Origin of the sequence: Halopseudomonas pelagia (genome assembly GCF_009497895.1) — a bacterium.
In the GTDB taxonomy this organism is placed as follows: Bacteria; Pseudomonadota; Gammaproteobacteria; order Pseudomonadales; family Pseudomonadaceae; genus Halopseudomonas; species Halopseudomonas pelagia_A.
In genome coordinates this window covers 3,531,231-3,549,621 of record NZ_CP033116.1, presented here as the reverse complement: position 1 = coordinate 3,549,621, position 18,391 = coordinate 3,531,231, and the positions used below count along the sequence as shown (strand labels likewise).

Genomic DNA, 18,391 nt, shown 5'->3' with positions numbered 1-18,391 from the left:
GTCAGGCGGTCTTGAAGTGGCGGGCGTAGCGTGAGCATAGCTGCTCGCGGCGTAACAGAATGAATACGTCAGCCACGTTGAACTCGGGGTCCCAGCAGGGCTCGCCGCAGATTTTGGCGCCCAGGCGCATGTACGCTTTGAGCAAGGGTGGTAACTGCGCGGTGACGTTGTCCGGCAGATCCATTTCCGGAATAGGCAGGCGCGGAATCGCGTTAAGCCATTCGCGGCACAGGTAACGCTCACGCAGGCGCTGCATGACCGCATGCGCCTGCACGCCGCCGTCGCCCATACCGACACTGGCGCAGCCCATTAGGAAGCTGTAATGCCTCTCGTTCATCAATTGCGCGATGCCGGACCAGAGCACGGAGATGGTCGCGCCGTTGCGGTAGTCGGCATGCACGCAAGTGCGGCCAATTTCCAATACGTCGCCGCGCAGTTGCCTAAGCCCCACCAGCTGAAACTCGCTCTCGCTGTAGAAGCCGCCGGCCTGGCGGGCGCGCGAGCTGTCCAACAGGCGGGTAGTGGCGACGACGGCGCCGGTGCGCTGGTCGCGCACTACCAGATGTTCACAATGCAGGTCGAATACGTCCTGGTCCAGGCCACTCTCGGGATTGGCCAACTGCGCGCCGCACTCCTCGCTGAATACTTGAAATCGCAGTGCCTGGGCCGCTCTCAGGCTCGTTTGGTCGTGGGCCATTTCCACGATCAGTGGACGTTCTTGGGTTACTTCCAGGGCAAGCGCAGCTTGTGACATCGGGCACCTCCGTCGGGACAGCCTCGGGTTGTTTCCAGACCGAGGCTATGGCACCGGGGTGTCAGCGCCGTGAAACTTTGGTGGCGGTTGTGTGACAGCGCTGTAGGTTTATTAAGTCAGCTCCGGCTGTGCAGGCGCATTCAGGCCTACCGGGATCGTCAATAAAGCGCTGGGAAAGAGTGCCCTGGCGTGAGCGGCCCTTTGTCTGGCCTGATATGATCGGTTTTTTCCTGGACGCAGTCGGGCCGCTCATCTACGGGTGGAAGCGCGGGCTCCAGATCGACTATCGCATCCCTGATGTAAGGCATGGCATGACAGGCATCACCTATCCCTGGCGGGAGGGCAATACTTACCGGTTGACGGTCAACGGCGAGCATTTTTTCCCGGAACTGCTTGAGCAGTTACAGCAAGCGCGGGAAACGATTGATATCGAGATGTATCTGGTTACCTCCGGTCAGGTCACTGCCCGCTTGGTTAAAGTGCTGATTGCCGCGGTGGAGCGGGGCGTGCAGGTGCGCTGCCTGTTTGATGCGGTGGGCAGCCGCGAGTTTGCCGAACCAGAGCGCGAGCAACTGCGGCATGCTGGCGTGGATCTGCGCTTTTATAATCCGTTGAACTGGCGTTTTGGCTCGCGCAACTTTCACCGGGACCACCGCAAAATTGTTTTGGTGGATCAGGTGCGCGCAATGGTCGGTGGCATGGGCTTGACCGATCCTTTCTGCCAGGCTGATGCATCCGGGCAAACCGAGTGGCACGAGCAGATGTTGCTGATAGAAGGCCCGGTGGTGGCGGACTGGCAGGACCTTTTCGAACAAGAGTGGAACAAGGCGGGCCTGCCGCCAGATGCACTGCTAGCGCCGTTGCGGCGCAAGGTCAGCGTACCACCGCACCCGCAGGGCGATGCCGGTCATGGCCGGGTAGCCTATATCGATTCGCGGCATGGCAAGGAAGTGCTCAATTGTCTGTTGGCGGCGGTGCGCCGTGCGGACACCCGGGTCTGGCTTGCTACGCCGTATTTTCTCCCGGCCTGGCGTATCCGCCGCGCGTTGCAGCGCGCGGCGCGGCGCGGGGTAGATGTGCGTTTGCTGCTCTGTGGTCAGCGTATTGACCACCCGCAAGTGCGCTATGCGGGTCAGCGCTTTTACAGCCGATTATTGAAATCTGGCGTGCGCATTTATGAATACCAACCCCGCTTTCTGCATCTTAAAACCGCACTGGTAGATGACTGGGTGTCGCTGGGCTCGTGTAATTTCGATCACTGGACGCTGCACTGGAATCTTGAGGCTAATCACCAGGCGGTGGATGCGGGGCTGATTGCCGATGTGGCGAGCAGTTTTGAAACTGACTTCACTGATAGCAAGGAATGGACGCTGACCCAATGGCGCGAGCTACCCTGGCAGCATCGGTTGAAGATTCGCGTCTGGGGTCAGATCAATCGGTGGGTGATGTTTTGGTTTGATATCAAGCGCTAAACACTTAAATCCCGCCTGCGAAGCCGGTGCCACGTGCAGCCGCGCAAGCCCCTTGCTGGACACGCCGTGAACCCATCCCTGGGGGCTCATCCGCGCCCGTCCAGGGCGCGGACGGTCCAGCAAGGGGCTTGCCCGGCTTCCCGGTAGAGTGCCGTAGCAAACACCTAGACCTTAAAGGCTTAAACCTCAGCTAAATACCGGCTTACGCTTCTCCATAAATGCCGTCAGCGCTTCCCGCGCTTCAGGGCCCTTGAGCAAGCTGGCGAAATATTCGCCCTCGCGCTCCATCACCTCATCGGCAACGCTAGTGACACCCTGCTTGATCAACTGCTTGCTCAAACGAATCGAGCTGGGCGGCAGTTCAGCAATACGCAGCGCGGCCTTACGTGCAGCCTCCAGCACGGGCTGGCCGGCAGGCAACGCGTGGTTGGCCAGCCCGATTTCGGCGGCCCGCTGGCCGCTGATCATTTCGCCCAACAGCAATAGCTCTGCGGCGCGCAAATGCCCGAGCAGGCGCGGCAGCAGGAAGCTGGAGCCCGCCTCCGGGCACAGGCCCAGATTCACAAAGGGCATTTTCAGCTTGGCATCTTCGGCCACATAGACCAGGTCGCAATGCAGCAGCATGGTCGTGCCGACGCCCACAGCAGGACCATTGACCGCGGCAATCAGCGGCTTGGTTGCGTGGCAGATGGCCTTAAGGAAGTCGTACACCGGGCTGTTCGGTCCGGACGGCGGCACATTGATAAAGTCGCTGACGTCATTGCCACTGGTGAAACAGCTTTCGCTGCCCTGAATGATTACCGCACGCAGGCTGTCATCATTCTGGGCGCTGGCGATAGCTTCAGCCATGGCGCTATACATATCGCGGGTCAGGGCATTCTTTTTGTCCGCGCGGTTCATGGTCAGGGTCAGAACAGCGTCGCTGCGGTCGATCAGCAGGTGTTGGCTCACGGGTGGCTCCTGGAAACAGTCAAAGGTGCCGCCAGGTTATTACGGGCGGCTGATAAAGGCTTCGTCGAGGATCTGACGGCCGGGCAGGCCAGCCATGAAAAGTGGCTTGCGCAGTTGCTCGACAAAAGCAGGCTGCCCGCAGAGTAATGCCAGGGTCTTGCGCGAGGCAAGACGCAGTTGCGTCAAATCCGACGCCAGTTCGGCGTGGGTACGCAAGTGCAGGCTGAGTTGTGGATGCTGCGCGGCCAGTTCAGACAGGGCATCGGCCAGGTAGCATTGGGCCTGCGACCTCGACCAGTGCCAGAGCGCTATGGGCGCTTCATGGCCGGCCTGCAGCGCATCCCGGGCAATGGCCTGCAGCGGGGCCAGCCCTGTGCCACTGCCGAGCAGCAGCAGCGGTGTTTCCTGCCAGCCTGGGTCGTAATGAAAGTGACCTGCGGCTGCGCCCATGTAGAGCGTGTCTCCGGTTTTGCGTTCACGGATGGCATTGGAGAAAGCCCCGTGGGGATGTAATCGCAGGTGGAACTCCAGATCCCCCTCACCGGGCAAACTGGCGATGGAGTAAGGCCGGGCGAGGGTGGCGTCCAGCCACAACACCATGTGCTGCCCGGCGCGGAAGCGCAGTGGCCGTTCGGGGGTCACACGCAACAGCAGTATGTCATCAGCCAGATAGCGCATGTCACTAATGCGCGCGGGCAGGTCATCCGTCGCCGGATTGTGCAGGCTGATATGCATGTCCTGCTGCAGCTGACACTGACACGCCAATAACCAACCCTTAGACTGCTGCTCCGCATTCAGCTGAGCCTGTGCCGCACTGGGTACTTCATCCGGTCTGGCCTGCACCAGGCAGCTCTGGCACTGCCCGGAGCGGCAGGACCAGGGCACTTTGTGTCCGTGCTCCAGCAGCACATCAAGCAGGTTGCTGCCGGGTTGGGCGGCAATCGTCTGCACCTCCACCCGGGTGCCGGCCACCGGTGTGCCGGCCAAATAAATCTCAGGCATACGCCGCCTCGTGAGTCTCCGAACGGTTGCGTCCGGCTTCCTTGGCACGATACAGCGCTTCGTCGGCTTGGTGAATACGTGCTTCCAGATCCTGCTCGGCGGCGATCAGGCAGAGCCCGGCGGAAAAGGTGCAGTGTTCTCCCTCAGGCAAGCCTTCAAACTGGGTGCTGGCGAAGGCGTTGCGCAGGCGATCCACGCACTGGTGCAGGGTTGCCAGGTCGGCGTTATTCAGCAGCAGAATAAACTCCTCGCCGCCAAAACGGGCGATCATGTCCTGATCCCGCAGGCTCTTGCTCGCCAGTCTGGCGAAGCCCTGCAGAACTTCGTCGCCGGTAGCATGCCCGTGGCAGTCATTGATCCGCTTGAAGTTGTCCAGGTCAATCAGAGCGATGCCCAGCTTGTTCAGCGGTCCAAGCAGGTTGATGCGCCGCTGCGCTTCCTTGAGGAAAAAGCGCCGATTGGTCAAGCCGGTGAGGCTGTCGGTATCGGCCAGGTTCTGCAACTGACCCATCATGCCCTTGAGTGTTTCCTGATGCAGCTGCAAGGTGTTGTGGCGCCGTTGCAGACGTTCGCGCAGCTCGCGGATATAGGTACAGAAAAAACTCAGCCAGGCCAGAAAGCATGCCAGTACAAACCATTCAAGCATATGCACGCTCAATGGCTGAGTGTTGCGATCAGTCAGGGTGTTGTAAACGATCAAGCCGCTGTACAGCAGCAGCGCCAGCGCCGCGTGGTAAAAGAAGGCAGAGCGTGAGAGCTGGAACACACCAAACAGCAGGATGATCGGGTAGACCATGATCAGGCTGCCACGGAATTCGCCTGAGAACGCCAACAGGTAGGTCAATAGCAGCATGGCGACGATGATCTGCGGGCTAGTCAGGCTGGGATCCTTGAAGCGCAGATTCAGGCCACTTTTCAGCATTGCGAAAATACTTAGCTGCAGTACCACGCCAAGAATCACATGACTGGCGGCCTGGGGCGCGCTGGCATTGTATTGCCCGGCCATCCAGGCCGCGCCGATCACCACGTAAGTGATCAGGTAATTCAACTGCGCCAGATAAAAGCGCTGCAGGCGGATAGCCTGAAACTTGGCTGTGTTGTCATCCTTGTCGGTCACGCTATGCCCTTCCTAATCAATGATGGCACTTTGGCGTCAATTTATCCCCGCGGCCGCTATTTGCATAGCCCTTATTCGCACAGTCCTTTATATGGCTCTTTTGTCATTGATTAAACAAAGCTATGGGCGGAGGACTGCCGTCAGTCCGAAGCTAAGGTATACTCCAGCACCCTGATCGTCATGGCGCGTTGTGCATTCTGCGCCGCCGATATCCGTGAAGCTGGCAGCGCTGCATTGAGCACTCTTCAGCGTCTAGCCAAACCGCACCCGAAGAGGAGCCTGGCCGAGCATGACCGCAATCAAGCAAGACGACCTTATCCAGAGCGTGGCTGACGCGCTGCAATATATTTCCTACTACCATCCCGTGGATTTTATCCAGGCTGTGCATGAAGCCTACCTGCGTGAAGAGTCGCCCGCGGCCCGGGATGCGATGGCGCAGATTCTGATCAACTCGCGTATGTGCGCGACCGGCCATCGGCCAATCTGCCAGGACACCGGCATTGTCACCATCTTCGTCAAGATCGGCATGAACGTGCGTTGGGATGACGCCACCATGGGCCTGGACGACATGATCAACCAGGGCGTGCGTCAGGCCTACAACTTACCGGAGAACGTACTGCGAGCTTCGATCCTGGCCGATCCGGCAGGCAAGCGCACCAACACCAAGGACAACACCCCGGCGGTGATTCACTACCAGATGGTCCCCGGCGATACCGTCGAGTTCCATGTCGCTGCCAAAGGCGGCGGCTCCGAGAACAAATCGAAGATGGTCATGCTCAATCCGTCCGATTCGATCGTCGATTGGGTCGTCAAGACCGTGCCGACCATGGGCGCTGGCTGGTGTCCGCCGGGCATGCTGGGTATCGGTATTGGCGGTACTGCGGAGAAAGCTGCGGTGCTGGCCAAGGAGTCGCTGATGGACTCCATCGATATCCACGAGCTGCGCAAGCGCGGCCCGCAGAATCGCGTCGAAGAGCTGCGCCTGGAAATCATGGACAAGGTCAACGCGCTGGGCATCGGCGCCCAGGGCCTGGGTGGCCTGACCACAGTGCTGGATATCAAGATCAAGGATTATCCGACCCACGCAGCCAGCCTGCCGGTGTGCATGATCCCCAACTGCGCCGCGACTCGGCATGCGCACTTCACCTTGAACGGCAGTGGCCCGGCGATCCTCACGCCACCGCCGATGGACGCTTACCCGGACATCACCTGGGAAGTCGGCACCGGTGTGCGCCGGGTCAATCTGGATACTCTTACCCCGGCCGACGTGCTGGAGTGGAAGACCGGTGAAACCGTGCTGCTGTCGGGCAAGATGCTCACCGGCCGCGATGCTGCGCACAAGCGCATGGTCGAGATGCTGAACAACGGCGAACAGCTGCCGGTGGATCTGAAAGGCCGCTTTATCTATTACGTTGGCCCGGTTGATCCAGTACGCGACGAAGTGGTCGGGCCAGCCGGTCCGACCACGGCAACGCGGATGGACAAGTTCACCCGGCAGATTCTTGATCAGACCGGCCTGCTGGGCATGATCGGCAAGTCCGAGCGCGGCCCGATTGCGATCGAGGCGATCAAGGATTACAAGGCGGTCTATCTGATGGCCGTCGGCGGTGCCGCATACCTGGTGGCCCAGGCGATCAAGAAAGCCGAAGTGCTGGCGTTCCCGGAAATGGGTATGGAAGCGATCTACGAGTTTGAGGTGAAGGACATGCCTGTGACCGTGGCCGTGGATACCAAGGGCGAGTCCGTGCATATCACCGGGCCGGCGATCTGGCAGAAGAAGATTGCCGACAGCTTGGCGGTAGAAGTGGATTAACCGATCGCTTCTGCATTGAGCGATGCGCAATAAAAAATCCCGGCCAGTGCCGGGATTTTTTATTGCGGGTTCAAGGCTGGTGTTACTGAGCCTTGGCCACTTGCCGCCAATGGTGCAACAACGGTTCGGTATAACCGCTGGGCTGCGTTAGCCCCTTGAACACCAGATCCAGCGCCGCCTGATAGGCTACCGAAGCTTTGTAGTCAGTCGCCATGGCGCTGTATTCCGGATCGCCGGCATTCTGCTGATCGACCACCTTGGCCATGCGCTGGAAGGTTTCGGTTACCTGGGCTTCGCTGACCACACCGTGGTGCAACCAGTTGGCCATGTGCTGGCTGGAAATCCGCAGGGTGGCGCGGTCTTCCATCAGGCCGACATTGTTGATGTCCGGCACCTTGGAGCAACCAATGCCCTGGTTAACCCAGCGCACGACATAGCCAAGAATGCCTTGGGCATTGTTATCCAGTTCCTGCTGCTTGTCGCTCTCGCTCCAGTTGGTCTCGGCGGCCAGGGGTGCGGTCAGCAGGCCGTTCAGCAGCGTCTCCTGCTCATCCTTCAGCGAGATGCTTTCCATGCCTTGCTGCACTTCCTGCACGCTGACCTGATGGTAATGCAGCGCGTGCAGAACCGCGGCAGTCGGGGAGGGGACCCAGGCGGTGTTGGCACCGGCCTTGGGATGACCGATCTTCTGTTCGAGCATCGCCGCCATCAGATCCGGCATGGCCCACATGCCCTTGCCGATCTGCGCCTTGCCGCGCAGTCCGCAGGTCAGGCCGACCAATACGTTATTGCGCTCGTAGGCCTGAATCCATTCGGTGGCTTTCATATCGCCCTTGCGCAGTACCGGGCCGCCCTGCATCACGCTGTGCATCTCGTCACCGGTACGGTCGAGGAAACCAGTGTTGATAAAGGCCACCCGTGAGCTGGCTGCGGCGATACAGGCTTTGAGGTTGACAGAGGTGCGACGCTCCTCGTCCATAATGCCCATCTTCAGGGTGTTCTGCGGCAGACCAAGCAGTTGCTCAACACGGCCAAACAGCTCGCTGGCGAAGGCGACTTCATCCGGGCCATGCATCTTCGGTTTGACGATATACATGCTGCCGGTGCGCGAGTTGCCCTTGCGCTGCAGATCGTGAATCGCGATCAGGCTGGTGCACACGGCGTCCAGAATACCCTCAGGAATCTCGCTGCCGTCCTTCAACAGAATCGCCGGATTGGTCATCAGGTGGCCGACGTTACGGATAAACAGCAGCGAGCGGCCGTGCAGAGTCAGGCCCTTGCCATCAGCGGTGCTGTATTCGCGGTCCGGGTTGAGCTTGCGGACGATGGTCTTGCCGCCCTTGTCCATCTGCTCTTCCAGGTCACCCTTCATCAGGCCGAGCCAGTTGCTGTAGACGACGATCTTGTCTTCGGCGTCGACCGCGGCAATCGAGTCTTCACAGTCCATGATGGTGGAGACCGCCGCCTCCATCAGCAGATCCTTGACGCCTGCGGCATCGGTCTGACCGATAGGGTGGCTGGGGTCGATCTGAATTTCAAAGTGCAGGCCGTTATGTAGGAACAGCAGCGCATCCGGGCTGGTAGGATTGCCTTGGTAGCCAACGAATAATTCAGGTGATTGCAGCCCGGTCTGCTCGCCCGATTGCAGGGTGACATGCAACTGACCATTTTCCACACGGTAGGCCTGAGCCTGGGTGTGGTCGCCCTGCTGCAACGGAATGGTGTCGTTCAGGAACTTGCGGGCAAAGGCAATCACCTTGTCGCCACGTACCGGGTTGTAGCCGTGGCCGCGCTCGGCGCCATTCTCGTCGGAGATTGCATCGGTGCCGTAAAGCGCATCGTACAGGCTGCCCCAGCGGGCATTGGCAGCGTTCAGTGCGTAGCGGCCGTTCATCACCGGGACTACCAGTTGCGGGCCGGCCTGCTGGGTCAGCTCACTATCAGTATTGGCGGTGCTGATGCGGAAGTCGTCCGGCACGGCTTTCAGGTAGCCAATCGAGGTCAAAAACGCGCGGTAAGCGGGCATGTCCTTGATCGGGCCAGGGTTGGCGGCGTGCCACTGGTCGAGCTCGGTCTGCAGGCGGTCACGCTCGGCCAGCAGCGCGCGATTCTTCGGCGCCAGGTCGTGCACCAGTTGGCTAAAGCCGGACCAGAAGGCACCCGCATCCAGGCCAGTGCCCGGCAGTGCGTTCTGTTCGATAAAACGGTGCAGGGCACTATCAATCTGCAGGCCCTGGATTTCAATGCGTTGTGTCATACGGCAATCCTCCTAAGAGCGTGGTTTAGAGCGCGGCGATGCCGGCTTTGGCAACCTGCGCGTCCTGGTCTGGCTTGACGCCGGAAACTCCAATCGCAGCAACAACCTGGCCTTCCACTTTCAGCGGCACGCCGCCTTCCAGCAGGCCGGTAATTTCCGGAGCGGACAGGAACGCGGTACGGCCGCCATTGATCATGGCCTCGAACTCGCTGGTCTCGCGGCGACCCAGTGCGGCACTGCGGGCTTTTTGCGGAGCGATATAGGCAGCCACTGGCGCGCAGCCGTCCATGCGACGCATCGCCAGCAGGTGACCGCCGTCATCGACCACGGCCACGGTGACTTTCCAACCATTGTTGTCGGCTTCAGCGAAGGCGGCATCGATCATGCTATTGGCTTCGTCGAGGGTCAGTACGGATTTGCTCAGCATTGTTATTTCTCCAGTATTCAGGTGAGTGCGTCTTCAACCACTTCGATCCAATGGCGCACGGGGGTTCTGTCTGCCGAGCCCAGATGGGTTTGACAGCCGATGTTGGCAGTGACGATGGTGTCTGGCTTGCCGGCTTCCAGCGCGTTCATGCGGTTATCCCGCAGCTGCTTGGCGAGCACCGGCTGGGTGATCGAGTAGCTGCCGGCCGAGCCGCAGCACAGATGGCCATCGGCAACGAAAGTCAGGCTGAAACCGAGTTTTTTCAGGATCGGCTCCACGCGGCCACCGAGCTTCTGCGCATGTTGCAATGTGCAGGGGCAGTGGAAAGCCAGGCGCTGGCTAGTCTTGACCTGCAAGGGCTGCAGATCTTCCTTTTCCAGTACCTGCACCAGATCCAGCGCGAGGGCGCTGACTTTCGCGGCCTTCTCGGCGTAGGCGGGGTCGTTCTTCAGCAGGTGCGCGTATTCCTTGATAAAGGCACCGCAACCGCTGGCGGTTTGCACTATGGCTTCGGCGCCGTTTTCAATCGCCGGCCACCAGGCGTCGATATTGTTGCGGGCACGGTCCAGGCCGGCCTGTTGCGCGTCCAGGTGGTAGTCCAGAGCGCCGCAGCAGCCAGCCTCGTTGATCGACTTCAGTGAAATACCCAGGCGATCCAGTACTCGTGCGGCGGCGGCGTTGGTATTTGGTGATAACCCAGCCTGGGCGCAGCCTTCCAGAACCAGTACCTGGCGGGCATGTCTTGCCGTCGGGCGCGGTTTGGCCGGCGTGATCTGGCCGGGAATCTTGTCCTTCAGTGCTGCCGGCATAAACGGCCGAACCATCTGCCCGGCTTTGAGCAGGGTTTTGAAGGTGCCTGCATTGGGCACCACAGTACGCAATGCCGAACGCAATACACGCTCCTGCAGTGGCCGTTCGATCTCGCCGGCCATGGCTTCACGGCCGATATCCAGCAGCGTGTGATATTCCACGCCAGACGGGCAGGTGGTCTCGCAGTTGCGGCAGCTCAGACACTGGTCCAGATGAATCTGGGTTTCGCGGGTGGTTTCTTCGCCTTCAAGGAAGGCCTTGATCAGGTAGATACGTCCCCTTGGGCCATCGCGCTCGTCACCCAGCAGCTGATAGGTAGGGCAGGTGGCATTACAGAAGCCGCAATGCACGCAGGAACGCAGGATGCTTTCCGCCTCTGCGGCGCGGGGCAGCTTGCGCGCCTTTTCGGTAAGATTCGTCTGCATGGTTAAATCTCCAGTCTCAAAGCATGGCCTGAGTTAAATGGCTGCATAGCTGCGCCCCGGGTTGAATATGCCCTGTGGGTCCAGCTGCGCTTTAAGCCGGCGATGATAGTGCTCAAGCAGCGGCGCCAGTGGCTGAAAAGGCGTGTCGGTAATGCCTGCGGTGTAGCAGGTGGCGTGGCCGCCGTGCTGGGCGGCCAGCGCCTGGATATCCATGCCTGAGGCGTCGCTTTTCAGCCAGCGCTGGCTACCGCCCCAGTCCAGCAAGGCATCGCCGGATAGATCGATCTCCGGAGTAACTGCCGGTAGCGACAGCCGCCACAGCGGGCGTGGGTCCTGGAAGAACGGCAGTTGCTGTTCGTTCAGCTGAGTCCAGAACGCGGGATCCAATTCTTCTCCGCCAATCCTGTCAGCAGCTGAACGGACCGAGCCGATACCGCCTTCCAAGCGCAGACGCAGTTGCCCGTCGATATGGCATGCGCCAGTGATGGGAATCGGTTGCTGACCCCATTCGGCCAGCTTCAACAGCGCTTTTTCTACGGGCAGGTCAAGGCTCAGATGGTGGGTACATACCGGCTTGGGCAGCACTTTCATAGATACTTCGGTGAGCACGCCGAGCAGGCCATGGCTGCCGGCCATCAAGCGAGACAGATCGTAACCGGCGACGTTCTTCATCACCTCGCCACCAAAGCGCATCAGCTTGCCGTGCCCGGTGATCACCTTGGTGCCCAGCACGAAATCACGTACCGAGCCGGACCAGGGTCGACGCGGACCGGAGAGCCCGGCGGCGACCATGCCGCCAACGGTGGCTGCACCACCGAAAACAGGGGGTTCGCAGGGCAGCATCTGGCCCTGCTGATCCAGCGCATCCAGCAGTTCTGCCAGCGGCGTACCGCTGCGCACGGTGACCACCAGTTCAGTCGGGTCGTAATTGACGATGCCGCTGTGCTGGCGGGTGTCGAGCACCTGCCCGGTCACAGGCCGGCCAAGAAAGGCCTTGCTGTTGGCGCCCTGAATGGCCAGCGGGGTTTTGCTCAGCAGGGCATCAAGCACCTGCTGCTGCAATTGTTGTTCAGCCGTGGAGGCAGGGCGTTCGCCTGGGCGGGCCGAATGGGTATGGGTCGCTGTCATCAGAAACGCTCCAGCTCGGGGAAAGGCAGCTTTCCGTTATGAATATGCATGGCTCCAAATTCGGCGCAGCGGTTCAGGGTCGGGATGTTCTTGCCCGGATTGAGCAGACCGTCGGGATCGAAGGCGGCCTTGACCGCATGGAAGGTCAACAGCTCGTCGTCGTTGAACTGCGAACACATCTGGTTGATCTTCTCGCGGCCCACTCCGTGTTCGCCGGTGATAGAACCACCGACGGCGACGCACAACTCAAGAATCTTGCCGCCGATGGCTTCGGCGCGCTCCAGCTCGCCTTCCTTGTTGGCATCGAACAGGATCAGCGGGTGCATATTGCCGTCGCCAGCGTGAAAGACATTGGCCACGCGCAGATCGTATTCCACCGACAGATCGGCAATGCCCTGCAGCACTCGGGGCAGTTCACGGCGGGGGATGGTGCCGTCCATGCAGTAATAGTCCGGGGAAATACGCCCCACCGCCGGGAAGGCGTTTTTGCGACCGGCCCAGAACAGCGCGCGTTCGGCATCGTCCTTTGCCAGGCTGATGGCAGTGGCGCCACTGTTTTCCAGCACTGCGCGTACGCGCTCGCATTCATCGTTCACGTCGGCTTCGACGCCATCGAGTTCGCAGAGCAGAATCGCCTTGGCATCCACTGGGTAGCCGGCATGAATAAAGTCTTCTGCGGCTTGAATGGCCAGGCTGTCCATCATTTCCAGACCGCCAGGAATGATGCCGGCGGAGATGATGTCCCCCACGGCTTTGCCGGCTTTGCCAACGTCATCAAAGCTGGCCATCAATACCTTGGCCACCTGCGGACGCGGCAGCAGCTTGACCGTGACTTCGACCACGATGCCGAGCATGCCTTCGGAGCCGGTAAACAGCGCCATCAGATCAAAGCCGGCACTGTCCAGTGCGTCGGAGCCGAGTGTCATGCGCTCGCCTTCGACGGTAATGATTTCCAGTTTCAGCAGGTTGTGCACGGTCAGGCCATATTTCAAGCAGTGCACGCCGCCTGCGTTCTCCGCGACGTTGCCGCCGATCGAGCAGGCGATCTGCGAGGACGGATCCGGCGCGTAATACAGCTGGTAGGGCGCCGCCGCTTCCGAGATCGCCAGGTTGCGCACGCCGGGTTGTACCCGGGCAAAGCGACCTTCAGGATTAATCTCGAGGATGGTCTTCAGTCTCGCCAGTACCAGCAGCACGCCGCCTTCCAGCGGCAAAGCGCCGCCGGACAGGCCGGTGCCGGCCCCGCGTGCAACCACAGGGACCTTGCGCTGGTGGCAGATCTTCATGAATGCCTGGACCTGGTCGACGGTATCGGGAATCACCACCAGCATCGGCAGAATGCGGTAAGCCGCCAGCCCGTCGCATTCGAAGGGCTGCAGATCTTCGCGCTCGTGCAGCAGCGTCATATCCGGCAGCGTTTGCTGTAGCTCTTCGATCAGCGCCGTTCTGTCCACGGGGGGCAGGGGGCCGTCGAGCTTTTCGTCATAGAGAAGATTCATCGGGTGTCACCTGTTGTATAGATGCTGGCCAGGGATCAGAAAATGGCCTGAATAGTGCGGTCATGTTGGCTGGTCGTCCAGCATAAAGCCTGCTGGTAGGACCAGTTTTTTCGGCGCCCGATAGCCGTTTTGTGGCTGCGAGTGAGCAATATGGGCTAAATAAATTTTGTAGTGGCTTTGTTTTCAGCCTAGCTCTAATCTGGTAGGACCAGTAACTAAAACAAGGTTTTGCTTTATGGTTGAAACTGTTCCCGAGCGGCGGCAAGTGGGTGATGTGGTGGCTGATCGCATTGAAAAGCTGATTGCAGACGGCGTGTTGAAGATGGGCCAGGTGTTGCCCTCGGAACGCCTGCAATGCGAAAAGCTGGGTATTTCCCGTAGTGCACTGCGTGAAGGGCTGAAGGTATTGCGCGGCAGGGGTCTGATCAGGACGGATCAAGGGCGTGGGTCCTACGTGGCCAACTTGATGGGCAATCGTGACGAGACGCCGATGATGCATCTGTTCAATAACCATCCGAGAACGCTGTTTGATCTGCTGGAAGTGCGGGCGTTGCTGGAGGGTGAATCGGCCAGGTTGGCCGCTTTGCGCGGTACTGACGCGGACTTTGTGCTGATCCAGCGGCGTTATGATGAAATGGTCGCCGCCCACGAGAGCGGATCGATAAAGGATCCGGAAGCCTTGGCGCGCCTGGACCATGCCTTTCATCTGGCTATCTGTGATGCGTCGCATAACCCGGTGCTGGTGCATACGTTGCAGTCCTTAACCAGTTTGCTGCTAAGTTCCGTGTTTGCCTCGGTCAAGAATCTGTATCACCGGCCGGTGCACAAACGTCAACTCGATCGTCAGCATGCCCGTCTGTATCACGCGGTGATGGAGCGTTTGCCGATCCAGGCCAAGCGTGCGGCCATTGATCACATCCAGAGCATTCGCGACAACCTGCACGATATTGAAAGCGAAGAGCAGCGACTGGAACGGGCTACCATGCGGCTTGAGGGTTGGCACTGACCGGATGGCGGAAGTGCTGCCAATCCGGTCAGTATTTTCACCCAGCAATGCTTGGCTTAGTTCCCGGTGGTGGTCAGGCCCGCAGCAGAGAGCGGGTCGCCGACACCGAAGACGTGAATTGCCAGCATGGTCAGAATGCCTGCCGCCGTCACATAGTAGATGGTGGGCAGAATCGTCTTGCGCAAGGTGATACCTTCGCGTCCGAGCAAGCCGACTGTCGCCGAAGCAGCTACCACGTTATGAATGGCGATCATGTTGCCTGCTGCCGCACCGACTGACTGCGCCGCTACAATCAAAGCACCCGAAACACCCAGTAGCTCAGCTGTATTGAACTGGAACTGCGAGAGCATCAGGTTGGAGGCGGTGTTGGAGCCAGCGATAAAGGCGCCTAACGCACCGACCATTGGCGCGAACAGCGGGTAGACATTGCCTACCGATGACGCAACCGCTTCGGCCATCGCCACTGGCATGGACGGCAGATCGGACATGTTCACGCCGGAGTTGATCAGAATACGCACCATCGGAATGGTGAAGATCAGCACAAAGCCAGCACCAATGATGGTGTTGGTGGACTCGCCGAAGGCGCGCTTCATCTCGCTGAAAGACATGCGATGCATGAAGTAGGTCAGAATCACCACCATCACCAGAATGCCGCCTGGCAGGTAGAGCGGTTCCAGGCTGGCGGACAGGCCGGCTTCACCCATGATGTCGGTAAAGCGCAGGCTGATCGAGTTCAACGCAGCCTTGGCGGTGGCGTTGGTGCGTGAGAACACCAGCAGCGCCGCGAGCAGCACATAGGGCAACCAGGCCATCCAGATAGCGATGGGGCGTTTGCCGGCAACGTCATCCAGTTTCATCTGGATGCTACCCATCCACTCGGCTGGCCAATCTTTCGGATCGGCGAAGTCCCAGCTTTCCTTGGGAATCAGGAAGCCGGCCTTGGCCGCCGGTACCACGATCGCCAAGCCCACCAGACCACCGATCATGGATGGGAATTCCGGACCGAGGAAAACGCCCGCCATGACATAGGGAATAACGAAGGCGAGTGCGGCAAAGATCGCAAATGGTGCTATTTGCAGGCCTTCCGACCAGGATTTGTTCTTGCCGAAAAAGCGCACCATGACCATCACCATGAACAACGGCATGAGAATGCCGATGATGCCGTGCATGATGGCTACTTCAGATACGATCAACTGGAAGAAGCTGTCCCAGTTGGCGCCCGTAGTGGCTAGCTGTGAGCCAATAGCAACCTGATCCAGGCCGCCACCCACACCCACTACCATGGGTGTGCCAACAGCGCCGAATGACACCGGAGTGGACTGCACCATCATGCCGACCACCACAGCAGCCACGGCAGGGAAGCCGAGTGCGACCATCAGCGGCGCAGCGACTGCGGCAGGCGTACCAAAACCTGAGGCGCCTTCGATAAAGCAACCAAATAGCCAGGTAACGATGATCGCCTGTACCCGGCGGTCAGGGCTGATGCCGGAGAAGCCTTTACGAATGGCCAGGATGCCGCCGGAATGTTTGAGTGTGTTCAGCAGCAGAATCGCGCCAAAAATGATCCACAGAATGGATGCAGTAAGCACCAATCCCTGAAGGCTGGAAGCGATGACGCGGACCACGGTCATATCCCAGGCAAGCAGGGCAATGATGACGGTGACAACAAAGACGACTGGCATCGCATGTTTCGCCGGCCAACGGAACCCGATCAACAGGATACCCGCCAGAACCAGAGGAAAAAATGCGAGCAGAGACAAGAGCGTTTGACTCATCTGGATTTCCCTTATTTTTGTTATGAGAAGCGCGCATTCAGGTGCAGCGCCGAACTGTGACCGCTAGATACTGCTACCGCCAATCAGGCAGGTCTAGCCGTTATCAAAGTGGTAGGACCAGTTATTTTTACGCGGCCAAGGGTGGATTGGGTTAAATCGCTTCTAGTTCAGCGGCTTATAAATACATGGCAGGGTTCTGGAGGAGTCGTTCTGACTGGTCATACCAGTTAATGTGCAGCGCTTTCGGCCGAAAGAAAAGCTGGGAGGAACGAGAGCGGTGGAGAATGGCTTGCGTCCTGACGGAAGCGCAAGCCATGGGGTTCGAAGCCGGAACTCCGAGATAGAGACTCAGAGGGCAAAAAGCGGTGTTACAAGCTTAGACAAGGCGCTCGCCAACATGCAGCAGCTTCATCGAGTTGGTGCCGCCCCGTGAGTTGTAGACATCCCCTTTGGTCAGAATGACCCAGTCACCTGCCTGCACATGCCCGCGGTCCAGCAGAGTGTTGACCGCTGCCTGGTTGACGTCGCTGGAGGTAATTTCCACCGGATTGAACTGGATGCCTTGCACGCCGCGGAACATGGCGACCCGGCCCAGCGTCTCGGCATTGGGAGACAATGCAAAGATCGGCAGATGGGAGCGAATGCGCGACATGATCAGTGGCGTGTAGCCGCTCTCGGTGAGGCTGATGATCGCCGTCACGCCGGGAAAGTGATTGCCGGTATACATCGCCGCCAGCGCGATGCTCTCGTCGCAGCGTTCGAATTCCTGGCCCATACGGTGTCCGGAGTTCTGGCTGGTTGGGTGCTTTTCCGCTCCGCGACATACACGGTCCATGGCCTGCACCGCTTCCACCGGAAACGAACCGGCGGCGGTTTCCGCCGAAAGCATGACGGCATCGGTATAATCCAGCGCGGCGTTGGCCACGTCCGAGACTTCGGCGCGGGTCGGCAATGGGCTGCTGATCATCGACTCCATCATCTGCGTCGCGGTGATCACCACCTTGTTCTGCTTGCGCGCACGGCTGATGATCAGCTTCTGGATCCCGACCAGTTCCGCATCGCCGATTTCTACACCCAGATCACCGCGGGCGACCATGACCGCATCGCTGGCGAGAATCAGGCCGTCTAGCGTCGCCTGGTCGGCCACCGCTTCGGCGCGCTCGATCTTGGCCACCAGCCAGGCGTTGGATTCCGAGTCCTTCAGCAGCTTGCGCGCCAGATGCATGTCCGCGGCGTCGCGCGGGAAAGACACCGCTACGTATTCCATCTGCAGCTCGGCAGCCACCGTGATGTCGAACCGGTCCTTGTCAGTCAGCGCCGCAGCGGAGAGTCCGCCACCGCGGCGGTTGATGCCCTTGTGGTTGGACAGCGGTCCGCCTGCGGTCACAGTACAACGCACCTCATCCTTGCCGACGCTATCCACTCGCAGGACCACGCGGCCGTCATCAAGCAGCAGCTCGTCGCCGGCGCGGCAGTCATTGACCAGCTCCGGATAGTCGATACCGACGATGTCGGCATTGCCATCGTCCAGCGGATGGCTGGTAGAAAGCCGGAAGTGATCACCAACCTCCAGCTGGATCTTGCCTTCGGTAAAGCGCGCGATGCGAATTTTTGGACCCTGCAGGTCGCCGAGCAGGGCAACATGAGTGCCTTTGTCGCGGGCGATCTCGCGCACCAGACGTGCACGTTCGCGGTGCTCATCGGCGGTACCATGGGAAAAATTCAAGCGAGCGACGTTCATCCCGGCATCGATCAGCGCGGCAATGCGCTCAGGGCTGGAGGTGGCGGGTCCGAGGGTGGCAACAATCTTGGTGCGACGTAGAGTCATGGCAGATCCATAGGTCATTGATACGTTGATATAGGTCGTTTGCGCTGATGTGGGCATAACAATAGATCATAAACGAGTACCATGACAGGCTGTAGTCAGCTGCTCGATTAGCGCATTGAGCATGTCA

The 18,391-nt window shown here is 59.7% G+C and carries 14 protein-coding genes; 3 read left to right on the top strand and 11 right to left on the bottom strand.

Translation table 11 applies throughout. The features are described 5' to 3' along the window. Window position 1: 1 nt before the first annotated feature. Window positions 2-754, bottom strand: coding sequence for a GNAT family N-acetyltransferase (locus EAO82_RS16320; RefSeq protein ID WP_096348235.1), 753 nt, complete (start codon window positions 752-754; stop codon window positions 2-4). Between the two features lie 311 nt (window positions 755-1,065). Between EAO82_RS16320 and EAO82_RS16315 the strand changes: the two genes are divergently transcribed. Further along, window positions 1,066-2,226 carry a phospholipase D-like domain-containing protein gene (locus EAO82_RS16315; protein ID WP_096348467.1) on the top strand — a complete coding sequence of 387 codons (1,161 nt, stop codon included), beginning with the start codon at window positions 1,066-1,068 and terminating at the stop codon, window positions 2,224-2,226. Window positions 2,227-2,412: 186 nt separating this feature from the next. Here the strand turns inward: EAO82_RS16315 and EAO82_RS16310 are convergent, their stop codons facing one another. The 3 genes from EAO82_RS16310 to EAO82_RS16300 are packed head-to-tail and all read right to left on the bottom strand — an operon-like array spanning window position 2,413 to window position 5,296. Next, window positions 2,413-3,177 carry an enoyl-CoA hydratase gene (locus EAO82_RS16310; protein ID WP_096348234.1) on the bottom strand — a complete coding sequence of 255 codons (765 nt, stop codon included), beginning with the start codon at window positions 3,175-3,177 and terminating at the stop codon, window positions 2,413-2,415. A 39-nt stretch (window positions 3,178-3,216) separates the two neighbouring features. After that, window positions 3,217-4,179 (bottom strand): 2Fe-2S iron-sulfur cluster-binding protein, encoded by a 963-nt coding sequence (locus EAO82_RS16305; RefSeq protein WP_096348233.1) that lies wholly within the window; start codon window positions 4,177-4,179, stop codon window positions 3,217-3,219. Beyond that, window positions 4,172-5,296 (bottom strand): sensor domain-containing diguanylate cyclase, encoded by a 1,125-nt coding sequence (locus tag EAO82_RS16300; RefSeq protein WP_096348232.1) that lies wholly within the window; start codon window positions 5,294-5,296, stop codon window positions 4,172-4,174. Before EAO82_RS16300 ends, EAO82_RS16305 begins: the two co-directional genes overlap by 8 nt. Window positions 5,297-5,585: 289 nt before the next feature. Here EAO82_RS16300 and EAO82_RS16295 point away from each other — a divergent pair, with 289 nt between their 5' ends. Continuing rightward, complete coding sequence (locus tag EAO82_RS16295) at window positions 5,586-7,109, top strand: fumarate hydratase (protein ID WP_096348231.1); 1,524 nt, start codon at window positions 5,586-5,588, stop codon at window positions 7,107-7,109. A gap of 82 nt (window positions 7,110-7,191) precedes the next feature. Here the strand turns inward: EAO82_RS16295 and EAO82_RS16290 are convergent, their stop codons facing one another. From EAO82_RS16290 to glcD, 5 genes are read right to left on the bottom strand one after another with little or no spacing between them, the layout of a single operon-like run. After that, on the bottom strand, window positions 7,192-9,366 hold the full coding sequence (locus EAO82_RS16290) for a malate synthase G (RefSeq protein ID WP_096348230.1): 2,175 nt from the start codon (window positions 9,364-9,366) through the stop codon (window positions 7,192-7,194). Between the two features lie 25 nt (window positions 9,367-9,391). After that, on the bottom strand, window positions 9,392-9,793 hold the full coding sequence (locus EAO82_RS16285; RefSeq protein WP_096348229.1) for a GlcG/HbpS family heme-binding protein: 402 nt from the start codon (window positions 9,791-9,793) through the stop codon (window positions 9,392-9,394). A gap of 17 nt (window positions 9,794-9,810) precedes the next feature. Beyond that, window positions 9,811-11,028 (bottom strand): glycolate oxidase subunit GlcF, encoded by a 1,218-nt coding sequence (gene glcF, locus EAO82_RS16280; RefSeq protein ID WP_096348228.1) that lies wholly within the window; start codon window positions 11,026-11,028, stop codon window positions 9,811-9,813. A 33-nt stretch (window positions 11,029-11,061) separates the two neighbouring features. Beyond that, entirely contained in the window at window positions 11,062-12,156 is a 1,095-nt protein-coding gene (glcE, locus tag EAO82_RS16275; protein WP_096348227.1) for a glycolate oxidase subunit GlcE, read from the bottom strand. Next, entirely contained in the window at window positions 12,156-13,655 is a 1,500-nt protein-coding gene (gene glcD / locus EAO82_RS16270) for a glycolate oxidase subunit GlcD (RefSeq protein ID WP_096348226.1), read from the bottom strand. The genes glcE and glcD overlap by 1 nt, the downstream gene beginning before the upstream one ends. Before the next feature lie 235 nt (window positions 13,656-13,890). Here glcD and glcC point away from each other — a divergent pair, with 235 nt between their 5' ends. After that, on the top strand, window positions 13,891-14,661 hold the full coding sequence (gene glcC, locus EAO82_RS16265) for a transcriptional regulator GlcC (RefSeq protein WP_096348225.1): 771 nt from the start codon (window positions 13,891-13,893) through the stop codon (window positions 14,659-14,661). A gap of 56 nt (window positions 14,662-14,717) precedes the next feature. On the opposite strand, the gene EAO82_RS16260 is transcribed toward glcC, so the two are convergent. Together EAO82_RS16260 and pyk are read right to left on the bottom strand one after the other, a co-directional pair. Then, window positions 14,718-16,436: an L-lactate permease gene (locus EAO82_RS16260; RefSeq protein ID WP_096348224.1), complete on the bottom strand. Its 1,719-nt coding sequence runs from the start codon at window positions 16,434-16,436 to the stop codon at window positions 14,718-14,720. Between the two features lie 376 nt (window positions 16,437-16,812). Continuing rightward, window positions 16,813-18,264 carry a pyruvate kinase gene (gene pyk / locus EAO82_RS16255; RefSeq protein WP_096348223.1) on the bottom strand — a complete coding sequence of 484 codons (1,452 nt, stop codon included), beginning with the start codon at window positions 18,262-18,264 and terminating at the stop codon, window positions 16,813-16,815. Between the last annotated feature and the right edge of the window lie 127 nt (window positions 18,265-18,391).

Coding starts and splice junctions, on each gene's coding strand:
- EAO82_RS16320 (WP_096348235.1), bottom strand. CDS start 754: ATGTCACAAGCTGCGCTTGCCCTGGAAGTAACCCAAGAACGTCCACTG.
- EAO82_RS16315 (WP_096348467.1), top strand. CDS start 1,066: ATGACAGGCATCACCTATCCCTGGCGGGAGGGCAATACTTACCGGTTG.
- EAO82_RS16305 (WP_096348233.1), bottom strand. CDS start 4,179: ATGCCTGAGATTTATTTGGCCGGCACACCGGTGGCCGGCACCCGGGTG.
- EAO82_RS16295 (WP_096348231.1), top strand. CDS start 5,586: ATGACCGCAATCAAGCAAGACGACCTTATCCAGAGCGTGGCTGACGCG.
- EAO82_RS16290 (WP_096348230.1), bottom strand. CDS start 9,366: ATGACACAACGCATTGAAATCCAGGGCCTGCAGATTGATAGTGCCCTG.
- EAO82_RS16285 (WP_096348229.1), bottom strand. CDS start 9,793: ATGCTGAGCAAATCCGTACTGACCCTCGACGAAGCCAATAGCATGATC.
- glcF (WP_096348228.1), bottom strand. CDS start 11,028: ATGCAGACGAATCTTACCGAAAAGGCGCGCAAGCTGCCCCGCGCCGCA.
- glcE (WP_096348227.1), bottom strand. CDS start 12,156: ATGACAGCGACCCATACCCATTCGGCCCGCCCAGGCGAACGCCCTGCC.
- glcD (WP_096348226.1), bottom strand. CDS start 13,655: ATGAATCTTCTCTATGACGAAAAGCTCGACGGCCCCCTGCCCCCCGTG.
- glcC (WP_096348225.1), top strand. CDS start 13,891: ATGGTTGAAACTGTTCCCGAGCGGCGGCAAGTGGGTGATGTGGTGGCT.
- EAO82_RS16260 (WP_096348224.1), bottom strand. CDS start 16,436: ATGAGTCAAACGCTCTTGTCTCTGCTCGCATTTTTTCCTCTGGTTCTG.
- pyk (WP_096348223.1), bottom strand. CDS start 18,264: ATGACTCTACGTCGCACCAAGATTGTTGCCACCCTCGGACCCGCCACC.